The following is a 14,807-nucleotide window of genomic DNA, read 5'->3' on the forward strand; positions in this document are numbered from 1 at the left end:
GACTTGATGATCGTGCCGACCGTCTGCCGCGGATTCAACGACGAGTACGGATCCTGGAAGATCATCTGGATCTCCGAACGCACCGGCGCCAGTTGGCGGCGCGAGGCGCTCGTGATGTCCTGACCGGAGTAGATGATCTTGCCGGCCGTCGGCTCCAGCAGACGCGTGATCAGCCGGCCCGTGGTCGACTTGCCGCAGCCGGACTCGCCGACCACACCCACGCTCTCGCCGACGCCCACGGTCAGGTCGACGCCGTCCACGGCCTGGACCGCGCCGACCTTGCGTTTGATCGGGAAGCCGCCGTAGATCGGGAAGTGTTTCGTCAGGCCCGTGACTTCCAGGAGGGTTTCCCTGGCGGTGTCCGTGGCGCCCTGCTGTGCGGGGAGGGTGAGGTTGTCGCTCATGATCTCGGTTCTCCCTAGCGCAGCCGGGGCTGGATCTCGTTGATGAAAATGGTCTGCTTCTGCTCGTCCGACAGATGGCAGGCCGAGGCGCGGCCGACGGCCAGCGGCGGCCGGGTGTCCGAGCACAGCGTGCCCGCGACCCGGTCCTGGAAGGCGCACCGCGGGTGGAACGGGCAGCCAGACGGCGGGTTGAGCAGTGAGGGCGGAGAGCCCGGGATCGGCGTGAGATCGGCGTGGATGTCGCCGTCCAGACGCGGCATGGAGCTGAGCAGGCCCCAGGTGTACGGGTGCTTCGGGCTGCGCAGCACCTCACGGACGCTGCCGCGCTCCACGGCCCGGCCCGCGTACATCACCAGCAGGTCGTCGGCCATGTTGGAGATCACGCCGAGGTCGTGGGTGATAAAGATGATCGCGGAGCCGAACTCCTGCTGGAGGTCCTTGAGCAGGTCGAGGATCTGCGCCTGCACGGTCACGTCGAGCGCGGTGGTCGGCTCGTCGGCGATCAGCAGGTCGGGGTCGCACATCAGCGCCATGGCGATCATCGCGCGCTGGCGCATACCGCCGGAGAACTGGTGCGGGTAGTCGTCGAAGCGCACCTTGGGCTGCGGGATGCCGACCTTCTCCAGCATCTGGATCGCCCGCGACTTGGCCTCCTTCTTGGAGGCGCCGGTGTGCTTCACATACGGCTCGGACAGCTGCCGGCCCACCGTGTAGTACGGGGAGAGCGCGGTCAGCGGGTCCTGGAAGATCATCGCCATCTTGTTGCCGCGGAGCTTCTCCAGCTCCTTCTCGGTGGCGGTGACGAGCTCCTTGCCGTCGAGGACGATCTCGCCGTCGACGGTGCTGGAGCGGGGGTTGTGCAGGCCCAGGATCGTCAGGTTGGTGACGGACTTGCCGGAGCCGGACTCGCCGACGATACCCAGGGTCTTGCCGCGCTCGACGTCGAAGGACAGCCCGTCGACCGCCTTGACGATGCCGTCCTCGGTGGAGAACTGCACCCGCAGGTCACGGACCGAGAGGAAGCTCTCGGGCCCGGTCGGGGCCGGGGCGTCCTCGGTCTTGGTCAGTGTGGTCACGGTGGTGGGTCTTCCTAGGAGAGCCGGACGCGCGGGTCGATCCAGGCGTACACGATGTCGACGAAGATGTTCAGAAGCAGGATGAAGAAGGCGCCGAACAGCATGACGCCCATCGTCAGCGGGAGGTCCTTCTGGGTCGCTCCGTCGACGGCCAGGCGGCCGATTCCCTGGAGGGAGAAGGTGAGTTCGGTGACCACACCGCCGCCCAGCAGCGAGCTGATGTCGATACCGAGCACGGTGACGATGGGGATGAGCGAGCCGCGCCAGGCATAGCGGAAGAAGACGAACCGCTTCGGCATGCCCTTGGCCCGGGCGGTGCGCACGTGCTCCTCGGCGAGCTGCTCGATGAGGGAGGCGCGCGCCATACGCGTGTACTGCGCGGTGAAGATGGTGGCCATCACGATCATCGGGATCCACAGTCCGGCCAGCCAGCCGAACGGATCGTCGGTGAACGGCACGTACTTGGGGTCCTCCACCCAGCCGGTGCTGTACACGAAGATCAGCAGCACGATCGGGCCGAGGAAGTAGATCTGGAACGAGCTGAGCACCATGGACGCGCCGGTCGCGGCCTTGTCGATCAGCGTTCCGCGGCGGTATGCGGCGAGCATGCCGGCGCCGATACCGACGGTGAGGAAGACGGCCATCGCGCCGACGGTCAGCGAGAGGGTCAGCGGGAACCGGTCGAGGATCGTGTCCCAGACCATGTCGCCGGAGTAGAACGACTGGCCGAGGCAGGGCGCGGCGCAGTGGCCGGTCGGGAAGTCCCGGCCCATCACGATGCCGGACATGAAGTCCCAGAACTGCTGGGCGATCGGCAGGTTGAGGCCGAGGGCCTCGCGGATGTCCTCCAGTCTCGCGGGGGAACAGTCCTTGCCACAGGCCAGTGAGGCGTAGTCGGACGGCGCGGCTACGAAGAGGAAGAAGGTCGCGGCGCCGATGAGGAACAGGGTGACGACGGCACCGACCAGACGCCGGAGGATGAACTGAAACATGGCGGGGTGGCTGCTCTCTGCGGAGACGGTGGGAGGTTTACGCGGAACCGCGGGAGTGCGCTCCGCCTGGTGCGCACTCCCGCGATCAGCCGTAGAGAGTTACGACTTCAGGAACAGTCGGGTGACGTCGATGTAGCTCGACTCGGTGCTGTAGCGGGCACCGCCGATGTTCGAGCCGTACAGCTGGAGCTGCTTGGTGTACCAGAGCGGGGCAGCCGGGTTGATCTTCTCCAGGATGTAGTGGTGCGCCTCGGTCCAGGTCTTGGCGGCCTCGGTCGGCTCCTGGGTCAGGGCCTTGGTGATCAGCTCCTGGACCTTCGGGTCGTCGATGTGCGAGTAGTTCGGCGAACCGTCGGCGACCTGGTCACCGTCGTAGACCGGGGTCACGACCGTGCCCGGGGACGGCCAGTCCTGGCCCCAGCCGGAGATGTAGATGTCGTACGTGTTGTCGAGCTTGCCGATCTGCTCGTAGTAGCTCGCCGCGTCGACCTCCTTGGAGACGACGTCGAAGCCGATCTTGGTCAGCGCGTCCTCGATGGCGACCTTGCGCTTCTGGCCCTGCTCGCTGTTGGAGTAGGCGAAGACGAGCTTCTTCTCGGCGGCCGGGACGTCCTTGAGGAGCTCCTCGGCCTTCGCGATGTTGCCCTGCGGCGTCTTCAGCCGGCCGTACGGGTCGTAGGCGGCCTCGTAGCCAGGCAGGGTCGGGGCGAACAGGTTCGGGGCCACGTCGCCGCCGTAGGCGCCGCCCTCACCGGCGATCAGGGACTTGGAGTTGACCGCGTAGGTGATGGCGTCACGGACGGCCTTGTTCTTGACCCGGTCCAGGTTGAAGTTCAGGACCTGGACGTAGGGCTGGTAGCCCTTGATCGTCCGCTTGTTGACCGCGGCGTCGCCGACGACGTCCTGGATCTGGGTGGACTCGACGCTGCCGGTGAACTGGATGGCGTTCTTGGCGTCGCCCTGGTCGGCGATCAGACGCTTGGTCTGGGTCGACTCGGTGACACCGAACTGCATGTCGAAGCCGTCGAGGTACTGGTGGCGCACGGCGTCGGTGGCGGGGTCCCACTGGTCGTTCTTGACCAGCTTCAGGGACTTGCCGATCTTGTACTCGGAGATCTTGTACGGGCCCGTGGCGACCGGGGCCTTGTCGTACTTCTCCTTGGTGTCGGTCGACTCGGGGACGATCGAGTAGCCCGGCATCGCCAGCGTCTGCGGCAGGTCGGGGCGCGCCACGTCGAAGTGGAAGACGATGGTCTTGTCGTCCGGGGTCTCCAGGACGGAGTCCGGCAGGTGCTTGTCGCCGTAGCCGCCGTCCGGCAGCTCCTTGCGGTACTCGGCGCCGCTCAGCCAGGTCTGGAGGTACGTCGGGCCGTCGAAGATGAACTCGGCGTAGGTGCGCTCGACGGTGTGACGGACGTCGGCGGAGGTGATCGCCTTGCCGTTCTGGTCCTTGATGCCGTCCTTGAGCGTGAACGTCCAGGTCTTGCCGTCGTCGGACGACGTGCCGGAGTCGGTCGCGAGGTCACCGACGACCGACGTGCCGCCCTTGCCGTCCTCCTTGAAGTTGGTCAGACCGCGGAAGAGCAGGTTGGCGGCCTGGCCGGCGTCGGAGACGTAGATCTGGCCCGGGTCCAGGTGGGAGAGGCCGGACTCCTGGTAGGCGGTGATGGTGCCGCCCGGCTTGGCTCCGGGGACCTCCTCGGCCGGGCCGGTGGAGGCGGCGGCGTCCTCGTAGACGACCGCCTTCGACTGGGTCGAGGCCTCTTCCTGGTCCTTCTTGGAGTCCTTGTTGGAGCTGGAGCCCGTGTTCTCCGAGCAGCCCGTGAGCGCGAGGGAGCCGGCCGCGATCGCGACCACTATGGCGCGCGCTCTGCGCGAGGTGAACGTCTTCATAGCGGTGAAAGCACCTACCTGTCGGTTGTTATCCATGAGTACTGCCTGACGCGGCTGGTAGGCCGACGCGGGGGCGGCAGTCACCCCCCACCAATGGACGCTTCACCGCCCGGATTTCGGGTCGAATGCATCCCGTACGGAGTCCCCGAGAAGGTTGAAGCACAGGATGAAGATCACCAGTGCCACACCGGGGAAGAACATGAACGCCGGGTCCTGCTGGGCGTAGTTGGCGCCCGCGGCGAACAGCCGCCCCCAGTCCGGGGTCGGTTCGACGAAGCCGACGCCGGCGAAGGACAGGAAGGCGATGGAGAGGATCGTGCTGGGCAGCTGGTACGTGAACTGCACCAGGATCGGGGAGACGATGTTCGGCAGGATCTCCTTGCGCACGATCCGCCAGGGCGAGGCGCCGGACACCTTGGCCGCCTCCACGAACTCCCGCTCGCGCAGCGACAGCACGGTCGAGCGGACCAGCCGGGCCATGCCCATCCAGCCCAGCAGCCACAGCACGATCAGGATCGCGAGCGCCCGGAAGTATGTGGGGGTCTCATCCTGGGGGTCCACGAAGAACGCGGTGACGACCGGCATGAACGCGATGAAGAACAGCTGCTGGGGGAACGACAGGAAGAAGTCGGTGACCCGGCCGATCCAGTAGTCGGTACGGCCGCCGAAGTAGCCGCCGATCAGACCGAGGGTGATGCCGGTGACCATCAGCAGGGTGGTGACACCCAGCGCCATGAACAGCGAGGTCCGCATGCCGTACACGAGCATGGCGAACAGGTCACGGCCGAGCTGCGGCTCCACACCGAACCAGTGGGTCCCGGACACACCGCCGAAGTAGCCGAGCGGAAGCCCGAACTCGTCGAGGACGGGCCGGTCGGCGTACGTGGGGTCCTGGCCGTACAGCGTGTAGGGGTTGGTGCCGCTGAGCTTGGTCAGCAGCGGCGCCACGAGAGAGATCACGAAGTAGAAAATCACTACGCCGGCGCAGAACATCCCTGTACGGTCACGCCTGAAGCGCTGCCACATCAACTGCCCGGGGGAGCGACCCTCAAGCTTCTTCGCACCCTTGGCGACCTCGGAGGTCGCGTCGAGCTCTGGGTCCAAGGCGACCGCGGACCCCGAGCCCTCGGCCTTGGTTGGACTGGTCATGTGTGTTCTTCCCCCGGGGGGTTGGAGAGTTGAGCGCAGCACAGATACCGGCAGGTTCTGTGGTTTGGGGGAACTTTCGCCAAGTGCATCAACGCGCGTCAAGGGCGGAAGGCATAGGGATCTCCCTACCGCCAATTTTTTGAGCAAAAATTGCGAGGATTGACACCTGTTCGCGCTTGACAGGTGAGACGTCAAACCGGCGAACAGGACATACCGGGATGCATTTTGGCGTTACATGTCCGAAACTTGATCGCTCGTTCACCGATATCCGAACAGCACTTTAAGGGCCCCGCCGGGCGGTACGGAAAGCTCTCCGAAGCCCGTGGACGGCCCGTCCCGGGCCTTACCCGAGGGTACGGTGTCCGGGGCCCTGACGGACCGCCAAACGGCCGGGAACCCGGCCCTCCGGGGCGGAGAGCCGGGTTCCCGTGGCGGTGGCGTCAGCCGTGCTTGGCGCGGCTCGCGGCGCGGGCGCGCTCACGCTGGTCCAGGTTGACCTTGCGGATGCGCACGGCCTCCGGGGTCACCTCGACACACTCGTCGTCGCGGCAGAACTCCAGCGACTGCTCCAGGGAGAGCTTGCGCGGCGGCACGATCGCCTCGAACGTGTCGGCCGACGACGACCGCATGTTCGTGAGCTTCTTCTCCTTCGTGATGTTCACGTCCATGTCGTCGGAGCGCGAGTTCTCGCCGACGATCATGCCCTCGTACACCTCGGTGCCGGGGTCGGTGAACAGCACACCGCGCTCCTGGAGGTTCGTCATCGCGAACGCGGTGACGGCGCCGGCCCGGTCGGCGACCAGCGAACCGTTGTTACGGGTCGACAGCTGGCCGAACCAGGGCTCGTGGCCCTCGTGGATGGAGTGCGCGATACCGGTGCCGCGCGTGCCGGTCAGGAACTCGGTACGGAAGCCGATGAGACCGCGGGACGGCACGACGAACTCCATGCGGACCCAGCCGGAACCGTGGTTGGACATGTTGTCCATCCGGCCCTTGCGGACACCCATGAGCTGCGTGACCGCGCCCATGTGCTCCTCGGGCACGTCGATCGTCATCCGCTCGACGGGCTCGTACGTCTTGCCCTCGACCTGCTTGGTGACGACCTGCGGCTTGCCGATGGTCAGCTCGAAGCCCTCGCGGCGCATCTGCTCGACCAGGATGGCGAGCGCCAGCTCACCACGGCCCTGGACCTCCCAGGCGTCGGGACGCTCGGTGTCCAGCACCCGCAGCGAGACGTTGCCGACCAGCTCGCGGTCGAGGCGGTCCTTGACCTGACGGGCGGTGACCTTGCGGTCCTTGACCGCGGCCTTGTTGTCGGCGCCCTTGCCGGTGCCGCCACGGCCGACCAGCGGCGAGGTGTTGGTGCCGATGGTCATCGAGATCGCCGGCTCGTCGACGGTGATCAGCGGCAGCGGGATCGGGTTCTCGGGGTCGGCGAGGGTCTCGCCGATCATGATGTCCGGGATACCGGCGACCGCGCAGATGTCACCCGGGCCGGCCATCTCGGCGGGCTTGCGGGTGAGCGCCTCGGTCATCAGCAGCTCGGTGATCCGGACGTTGGACATCGTGCCGTCGCGCTTGATCCACGTGACGGTCTGGCCCTTGCGCAGCTCGCCCTGCTCGACGCGGAGCAGCGCGATACGGCCGAGGAAGTTGTCGGCGTCCAGGTTGGTGACGTGCGCCTGGAGCGGCGCCTCCGTGTCGAACTCCGGAGCCGGGACGTGGGACAGGATCGTGGAGAAGAAGGGCTCCAGGCTGTCGCTGTCCTGCGGGACCGTGCCGTTCTCCGGCTTGGTGAGCGAGGCCACGCCGTCACGCGCGCACGCGTACACGATCGGGAACTCGATCTGGTCCTCGTCGGCGTCGAGGTCGAGGAAGAGGTCGTACGCCTCGTTCACGACCTCGTCGATGCGCGAGTCCGGACGGTCCGTCTTGTTGATGCAGAGGATGACGGGCAGCCGGGCCTGGAGCGCCTTGCGCAGCACGAACCGGGTCTGCGGCAGCGGCCCCTCGGAGGCGTCGACGAGCAGCACCACGGCGTCCACCATCGACAGACCGCGCTCGACCTCGCCACCGAAGTCGGCGTGGCCCGGGGTGTCGATGATGTTGATGGTGACGACCTCGCCACCGTCCTTCGGGTGGTACTTCACGGCCGTGTTCTTGGCCAGGATCGTGATGCCCTTCTCACGCTCCAGGTCGTTCGAGTCCATCATGCGGTCGTCGAGCGACTCGGCGGCGTGCGCCGCGAAGGCACCGGCCTGCTTCAGCATGGCGTCGACGAGGGTCGTCTTGCCGTGGTCGACGTGGGCGACGATGGCGACGTTGCGGATGTCGTGGCGCGTGGCCATATTGCGGCGTTCTCCCGGAATGGTGAGGGCGGCCTGCGTGAAGGTGTGACGCGGGCCCTGCCGGGCTTGACATGCCACGGCCTCACCCAATGGTACGGGCCCGCCGCCGCGGGGGCCTCCCCGGCCGGGTCGACCCAGGTAGGAGGCACGCTGACCTGTGCGGAGGCTGATAACGGGGGGCGTTGCGCGCCCCGGCGCGACGGGGGTGCCGCGGGTGTGGGTTGCCGTGGGGGCGTTGCGCAACCCGGCGCGACGGGGTGCCGCCGCGCCCACCCGTGCCGCCCCAGCGGCACAGCTGCCCGCGGCTGCGTGGGTTGCAGCGGCGCGGCTGCGCGGGGTCGGCTCTTGCTTTTAGGGGCGCGGGGAACTGCGCGACCAGCCACGACGGGCCCGCGCCCGCACGACAACCGCCCGCCCCCAGGGGCGCGGGGAACTGCGCGACCGGCGACCACCGGACCGCGCCGGACCGGCTACCGCTTCTTCAGGAAGCCCATGTCCTCGTACACCGGCGTCTCGAAGCCGAACGCACCCACGTTCACAACACTCTTCTTCGCGGCGACCAACTGCGGCCGCTGATACAGCGGAATCGACCCGGCAGCCGCCCAGATCCGCGCATCAGCCTTGCGCACCAACGCCCGCGACTCCCCCTCGTCCAACGTCGCGATCGCCTGATCGAACAGCTGGTCCACCTGATCCGTACCGACCCGCGTGAAGTTCTGCTCAACAGTCAGTGAACCGTCAGCCGCCGGCACCGGCTTGGCATAGATCGGCCGCGCATCGGTCGCCGGAAACGCGGAGGCCGGCCACGAGTACAGCGCCAGGTCGTACTCCCCGGACGCGACATGGTCCTTGAAGTAGCTCTCGTCCGCCACCTTCGTCGTCTCCGTACGGATCCCCACCCGGTCCAGCATCCGCGTGATCCGGTCGGCGACCGCCCGCAACGTGTCCGAGCCCTTGCCCGACGGCACCACGAACCGCAGCGTCAGCGGCTTGCCGTCCTTCGCGAGCGGCCCCGCCGCGGCGCCCGCCGGAGCCGCGGTGCCCTTGGGCGCGTACGCCCCCGGCGCCCCGCCCTGCTTCAGCTGGTCCCCGACGTACTGCTTGCCGTCCTGCGCGAGATGCGCCGCGTCGCCGCCCGCACCGGGCCGCTCACCGTCGCCGGCCTTGCCGTCCTCACCGACGATGTACGTACCGTCGTCACCACCCTCGGACTCACCCTCCGAGGACTCCGAGGACTCCGATGATTCGGACGATTCCGACGGCTCGGTCGACGCGCCCTCCTCCGCCCCCGCCGCCTTCTCGCCCTTCTTCTTGCTCTTCAGCGGGCCGCCCGCCACCCAGCCGGCGTCCGCGAGCAGGGCCTGGGCCTCGGCGGTGTCCTGGTCGCCGAGCGCGCCGCTGTTGTCGGCGTACGCGGCCTGCCCGGACAGGGCGAGGTGGCTGCCGACCGGTACGGCGGGCAGCCCGAGCGGCTTGAGGACGAGCTTCGCGAGTTCCCGGCGGTCCAGGGCGCGGGCCACCGCCCGGCGGACCCGCTCGTCGGCGAGCGGACCGTCGGCGCCGTTGAGGGCGAGCTGGGTGTAGGCCGGTTCCAGTGACTTGCGGACCTCGAAACCGCCCAGGGCCCGCTGCTCGTCCGTCGGCGCGGCCGCCGCCCGCGGGGTGGGCGTACCACTGCTCCTGGGCCCGCCGGCCAGCGCGATCCGGCGCGCGGCGGCGGGGTCGACGTCGGCGAGGTCGACCCGGCCCTCGGCCAGCGCGTCGGCGCGCTCGTCGCGCGGCACCACCCGCAGCACGAACTGCGAGAGCTTGGTCGGCTCGCCCCACCAGCGCGGGCTGCGGGCGAGGGTCACCTCGTCGTCCTTGCGGTCGATCTCCTTGATGGCGAACGGCCCCGCGGTGACCTTGAGCCTGCGCCGCGCCCCGTCGTTGAAGGAGTCCGGCGTGCCCATGACCTCCTTCGGGTACAGCGGCGAGAACAGCGACCGCCAGTCGGCGTAGGGCCGGGCGAAGGTGACCTTGACCTCCAGGTCGTTCTTGCCCCGCTCGATCCGCTCGATCCGGTCGTACCCGGCGTTGCGGGCCGTCCAGTAGGCGCTGTCCTTCCCGGACAGGGCCCGCCACTGGGCGGCGAAGTCGGCCGCGCCGATCTCACGGCCGTCGCTCCACACCGCCTGCTGGTTCAGCTTGTAGAGCACCACCTGGCGGGGCTCGGTCTCGACGACCTTGGCCGTCTCCAGGAAGTCGCTGTTGATCTCCGGGCGCCCGTTGACGTCGAGCCGGTACATCGACGGCAGCACGGCCTGCGCGATCCGCGTGGTGGTGGCGTCGGCATCGGACTGGAAGGTGTTCAGGGTCTCCGGCACGGCGTCCACGGCCCAGCGCAGGGTGCCGCCGTCGGCGACCTGGGCGCGGGTGGCGGGCGCGATGTCCTGCCCGGCGAGCGGCTTGCCGGCCCGGTCGTCCGAGCCGCAGCCGGACAGGGCCGGCACCGCGAGGGCACCCGCGGTGAGGAAGGCGACCGAGCGCAGCACCGCGCGCGGACCGACGGGGTGGGACATCTCTGCTTACCTCCGGGAGCCGCGGGAGTTATGATCACGTTTGGCGGTATATGGAGCTGATCAGATCTTTTCGCCTGTATGCGGCCACTGAAGAGGAAAGGGTTCGGCAACGCGGGGCGACACGGCGTCGACGCGCGGGAAGCTCACCCGTGCGGCGCAGTGCGAGGACTCGTGCACCTGTACACCTCGGCCAATCGGTGCACGTCCCTTCCCACCGGCCGGTGTGACGCGCAACACTCGCAGGCGCATGAACGTCGCCGTCCACGGCCGGCCAGGGGCCGCGTCCGACGGAAATTCCGACGGGAACGACGGGAACGACGGAAGTGAGGTCACGTCATGTCCGTGCACGACGAACTGACGTCAGTCCAGAAGTGCCTCGAGGACCTGTCCAGGTCCGTGGGGCGGCTGGAACAGCAGCTGGGCGGCGGAGGTCTGGACATCCGCCGGGTCCGCACCGACTGCGAGCACCTGCGCGAGAGCGTCGCGCTGCTGCGTGAGGCGGCGTCCTCGCCGGCCGCGCCCCGGCGCCCGGAACTCGTCACCATCCCCGACACCCCCTACGACAACAGCCTCTGGGTGGACACGGACGACGAGGGCCTCGGCGCTCGCGACCGCCGCGCACCCTGACACGCCGAGCGACGCCGGAGCACCAGCGAGCTCCCCAGGCGGCCCCCGCCGCCCGGAGCAGGGACGTGCCCCGGCTCTCTCGGCCCCCGAATCCCCGACCGGAGTCAACCGTTGGCAACTGGTACGGAACCCCCAGCGACAGAACCCACAGCCACCGCATCCCGCTCCCCCGGCGGCGTACGCGCCGCGACCCGCGCCGCGATCGCCGCCCCGCATCTGCGCACCGACCGCTGGTGGCTCTCGCCGGCCGCCACCGCCGCCGGGCTGTTCGCCTTCATCGTGTACTCGACCTGGCGGGCCTTCGCCAACACCGACTACTACGCGGCCCCGTACGTCTCGCCCTTCTACTCCCCCTGTCTGGCGGAGAACTGCGAGCCGATGCGCGGCGGGCCCAACTGGGACCTGTTCGGCGGCTGGTGGGGCATCTCGCCCGCGATCATCATCCTGATCTTCCCCCTCGGCTTCCGCCTGACCTGCTACTACTACCGCAAGGCCTACTACCGGGGCTTCTGGGCGTCCCCGCCGGCCTGCGCGGTGGCCGAGCCGCACAAGAAGTACTCCGGTGAGACGCGCTTCCCGCTGATCCTCCAGAACATCCACCGGTACTTCTTCTACGCCGCGATCGTCGTCGCCGGAATCCTCACGTACGACACCGTGCTCTCCTTCCGCGACGAGCACTACGAGTGGGGCCACATGGGCCTCGGCACCCTGGTGTTCCTGCTCAACATCGGGCTGATCTGGGCGTACACGATCTCCTGCCACTCCTGCCGGCACATCGTGGGCGGCAAGCTCAAGCACTTCTCCAAACACCCGGTGCGCTACCGGATGTGGCAGTGGGTCGGGAAGCTGAACGCCCGTCACATGCTGCTCGCCTGGGCCTCGTTGGTGAGCGTGGCGCTCGCCGACTTCTATGTGTTCCTGGTCGCGTCCGGCGCGTTCGACGATCCGCGCTTCTTCTAGATGAGTGGGGCCTTTTGATGTCCGTGGTCGACCGACAGGAGTGGGACGTCGTGGTGATCGGGGCCGGCGGCGCAGGGCTGCGGGCCGCGATCGAGGCGCGCGAGCGGGGCGCCCGTACGGCCGTGATCTGCAAGTCGCTGTTCGGCAAGGCACACACGGTGATGGCCGAGGGCGGCATCGCCGCCGCGATGGCCAACGCCAACCCGCACGACAGCTGGCAGGTGCACTTCCGGGACACCCTGCGCGGCGGCAAGTTCCTCAACCAGTGGCGGATGGCCGAGCTGCACGCGCAGGAGGCGCCGGACCGGGTGTGGGAGCTGGAGACCTGGGGCGCGCTGTTCGACCGTACGAAGGACGGCCGGATCTCGCAGCGCAACTTCGGCGGCCACGAGTACCCGCGCCTCGCGCACGTCGGTGACCGCACCGGCCTGGAGCTGATCCGCACCCTCCAGCAGAAGACCGTCTCGCTCCAGCAGGAGGACCACCGCGAGAGCGGCGACTACGAGTCGCGGCTGAAGGTCTTCCAGGAGTGCACGGTCACCCGGATCCTCCAGGACGAGGAGGGCAGGGTCGCGGGCGTCTTCGCCTACGACCGTGAGACGGGCCGTTTCTTCGTCCTCGAAGCGCCGTCCGTGGTGATCGCCACCGGCGGTATCGGCAAGTCCTTCAAGGTGACGTCGAACTCGTGGGAGTACACGGGCGACGGCCACGCGCTGGCGCTGCTCGCCGGGGCGCCGCTGCTGAACATGGAGTTCGTGCAGTTCCACCCGACGGGCATGGTCTGGCCGCCGTCGGTGAAGGGCATCCTCGTCACGGAGTCCGTCCGCGGTGACGGCGGGGTGCTGCGCAACTCCGAGGGCAAGCGGTTCATGTTCGACTACATCCCGGACGTCTTCAAGGAGAAGTACGCCGAGTCCGAGGCCGAGGGCGACCGCTGGTACGAGGACCCCGACAACAACCGGCGCCCGCCCGAGCTGCTCCCCCGCGACGAGGTGGCCCGTGCCATCAACTCCGAGGTCAAGGCGGGCCGCGGCTCCCCGCACGGCGGGGTCTTCCTGGACGTGTCGACCCGGATGCCGGCCGAGGTGATCAAACGCCGGCTGCCGTCGATGTACCACCAGTTCAAGGAGCTCGCCGACGTCGACATCACGGCGGAGGCGATGGAGGTCGGGCCGACCTGTCACTACGTGATGGGCGGTATCGCGGTCGACTCCGACACCGCGGAGGCCCGGGGCGTGCCGGGCCTTTACGCGGCCGGTGAGGTGGCCGGCGGTATGCACGGCTCCAACCGGCTGGGCGGCAACTCGCTCTCCGACCTGCTGGTCTTCGGCCGCCGGGCGGGCTGGCACGCCGCCGAGTACGCGACCGGGCCGGCCGGGGCTGCCGGGGAGCGCCCGCGGGTGGCGGACACCGCGGTCGACGCCGCGGCGGCCGAGGCGCTGCGCCCGTTCTCCGCGGAGAGCGAGGAGCCGGACGCGGGCCCGCCGGAGAACCCGTACACCCTCCATCAGGAGCTCCAGCAGACGATGAACGACCTGGTCGGCATCATCCGCCGCGAGGGCGAGATGGAGCAGGCCCTGGAGAGACTCGCCCATCTGCGGGTACGGGCGCGCCGGGCCGGGGTCGAGGGCCACCGCCAGTTCAACCCGGGCTGGCACCTCGCGCTGGACCTGCGGAACATGCTGCTGGTCAGCGAGTGTGTGGCCAGGGCCGCCCTGGAGCGCACCGAGTCGCGCGGCGGCCACACCCGTGAGGACCACCCGGAGATGGACCGCAGGTGGCGCAACGTCAACCTGCTGTGCCGGCTCACCGACCCCACCGGGGGCTTCGCGGCCACCGACGCGCTCGGCGGTCAGATCGCCCTGACCCGGGAGAACACCGATTCCATCCGCCCGGACCTGCTCGCCCTGTTCGACAAGGAGGAGCTGGTCAAGTACCTCGCTGAAGAGGAGCTGTACGAGTGAGCAGCTACGAGGCCCGCTTCAAGGTGTGGCGGGGCGACGTCGGGGGCGGCGACCTGGAGGACTTCAAGGTCGAGGTGAACGACGGCGAGGTGGTCCTCGACATCGTGCACCGGCTCCAGGCCACCCAGGCGCCGGACCTGGCGGTGCGCTGGAACTGCAAGGCGGGCAAGTGCGGTTCGTGCTCGGCGGAGATCAACGGCCGGCCGCGGCTGCTGTGCATGACCCGTATGTCGGTGTTCGAGCGCGACGAGACCATCACCATCACCCCGCTGCGGGCGTTCCCGGTCATCCGCGACCTGGTCACGAACGTCGGCTTCAACTACACGAAGGCGCGTGAGGTCCCGGCGTTCGTGCCGCCCGAGGGCGTTGGACCCGGCGAGTACCGGATGTTCCAGGAGGACGTGGACCGCTCGCAGGAGTTCCGCAAGTGCATCGAGTGCTTCCTGTGCCAGGACACCTGTCACGTGGTGCGCGACCACGAGGAGAACAAGCAGGCCTTCGCGGGCCCGCGCTTCCTGATGCGGGTCGCCGAACTGGACATGCACCCGCTGGACGCGGCCGCCGAATCGGGCCTGGACCGCAAGGCCACGGCCCAGGACGAGCACGGCCTCGGCTACTGCAACATCACCAAGTGCTGCACGGAGGTCTGCCCCGAAGGCATCAAGATCACCGACAACGCGCTGATCCCGCTGAAGGAACGGGCCGTGGACCGCAAGTACGACCCGCTGGTCTGGCTCGGCTCGAAGATCAGGAGGCGCTCGTCGTCGTAGCCGCCTCCCACCCGTGACCCACCCCGCTCGCGGAGCGGCATCGCGGACCATACGCTCCGGAAT

The 14,807-nt window shown here is 68.7% G+C and carries 11 protein-coding genes; 4 read left to right on the top strand and 7 right to left on the bottom strand.

What is annotated here, in order from left to right:
• From ACIQAC_RS11540 to ACIQAC_RS11570, 7 genes are all read right to left on the bottom strand, one after another.
• Nucleotides 1–404, bottom strand: a 404-nt coding sequence (locus tag ACIQAC_RS11540; protein ID WP_402189336.1) for an ATP-binding cassette domain-containing protein, incomplete at its 3' end; no start/stop codon positions are given.
• 14 nt (nucleotides 405–418) lie between these two features.
• Complete coding sequence (locus ACIQAC_RS11545; protein ID WP_402189337.1) at nucleotides 419–1,480, bottom strand: ABC transporter ATP-binding protein; 1,062 nt, start codon at nucleotides 1,478–1,480, stop codon at nucleotides 419–421.
• A gap of 14 nt (nucleotides 1,481–1,494) precedes the next feature.
• Nucleotides 1,495–2,472: an ABC transporter permease gene (locus ACIQAC_RS11550; RefSeq protein ID WP_402189339.1), complete on the bottom strand. Its 978-nt coding sequence runs from the start codon at nucleotides 2,470–2,472 to the stop codon at nucleotides 1,495–1,497.
• A 99-nt stretch (nucleotides 2,473–2,571) separates the two neighbouring features.
• Nucleotides 2,572–4,365: an ABC transporter substrate-binding protein gene (locus ACIQAC_RS11555; RefSeq protein WP_402189341.1), complete on the bottom strand. Its 1,794-nt coding sequence runs from the start codon at nucleotides 4,363–4,365 to the stop codon at nucleotides 2,572–2,574.
• Between the two features lie 102 nt (nucleotides 4,366–4,467).
• Nucleotides 4,468–5,514 carry an ABC transporter permease gene (locus ACIQAC_RS11560; RefSeq protein WP_402189343.1) on the bottom strand — a complete coding sequence of 349 codons (1,047 nt, stop codon included), beginning with the start codon at nucleotides 5,512–5,514 and terminating at the stop codon, nucleotides 4,468–4,470.
• A 440-nt stretch (nucleotides 5,515–5,954) separates the two neighbouring features.
• Nucleotides 5,955–7,862, bottom strand: a complete 1,908-nt coding sequence (typA, locus tag ACIQAC_RS11565; RefSeq protein WP_402189345.1) for a translational GTPase TypA — start codon at nucleotides 7,860–7,862, stop codon at nucleotides 5,955–5,957.
• 470 nt (nucleotides 7,863–8,332) lie between these two features.
• Nucleotides 8,333–10,423: an ABC transporter family substrate-binding protein gene (locus tag ACIQAC_RS11570; RefSeq protein WP_402189347.1), complete on the bottom strand. Its 2,091-nt coding sequence runs from the start codon at nucleotides 10,421–10,423 to the stop codon at nucleotides 8,333–8,335.
• 336 nt (nucleotides 10,424–10,759) lie between these two features.
• Here ACIQAC_RS11570 and ACIQAC_RS11575 point away from each other — a divergent pair, with 336 nt between their 5' ends.
• The 4 genes from ACIQAC_RS11575 to ACIQAC_RS11590 all read left to right on the top strand — a co-directional run bounded on the left by ACIQAC_RS11575 (nucleotide 10,760) and on the right by ACIQAC_RS11590 (nucleotide 14,744).
• Nucleotides 10,760–11,050, top strand: coding sequence for a hypothetical protein (locus ACIQAC_RS11575; RefSeq protein ID WP_402189349.1), 291 nt, complete (start codon nucleotides 10,760–10,762; stop codon nucleotides 11,048–11,050).
• Between the two features lie 111 nt (nucleotides 11,051–11,161).
• On the top strand, nucleotides 11,162–12,010 hold the full coding sequence (locus tag ACIQAC_RS11580) for a hypothetical protein (RefSeq protein WP_402189351.1): 849 nt from the start codon (nucleotides 11,162–11,164) through the stop codon (nucleotides 12,008–12,010).
• 17 nt (nucleotides 12,011–12,027) lie between these two features.
• On the top strand, nucleotides 12,028–13,974 hold the full coding sequence (locus tag ACIQAC_RS11585) for a fumarate reductase/succinate dehydrogenase flavoprotein subunit (RefSeq protein ID WP_402189353.1): 1,947 nt from the start codon (nucleotides 12,028–12,030) through the stop codon (nucleotides 13,972–13,974).
• On the top strand, nucleotides 13,971–14,744 hold the full coding sequence (locus tag ACIQAC_RS11590; protein ID WP_402189356.1) for a succinate dehydrogenase/fumarate reductase iron-sulfur subunit: 774 nt from the start codon (nucleotides 13,971–13,973) through the stop codon (nucleotides 14,742–14,744). Before ACIQAC_RS11585 ends, ACIQAC_RS11590 begins: the two co-directional genes overlap by 4 nt.
• The last annotated feature ends 63 nt before the right edge of the window (nucleotides 14,745–14,807 follow it).

Source organism: Streptomyces sp. NPDC088387 (genome assembly GCF_044753385.1).
Classification (GTDB): Bacteria; Actinomycetota; Actinomycetes; order Streptomycetales; family Streptomycetaceae; genus Streptomyces.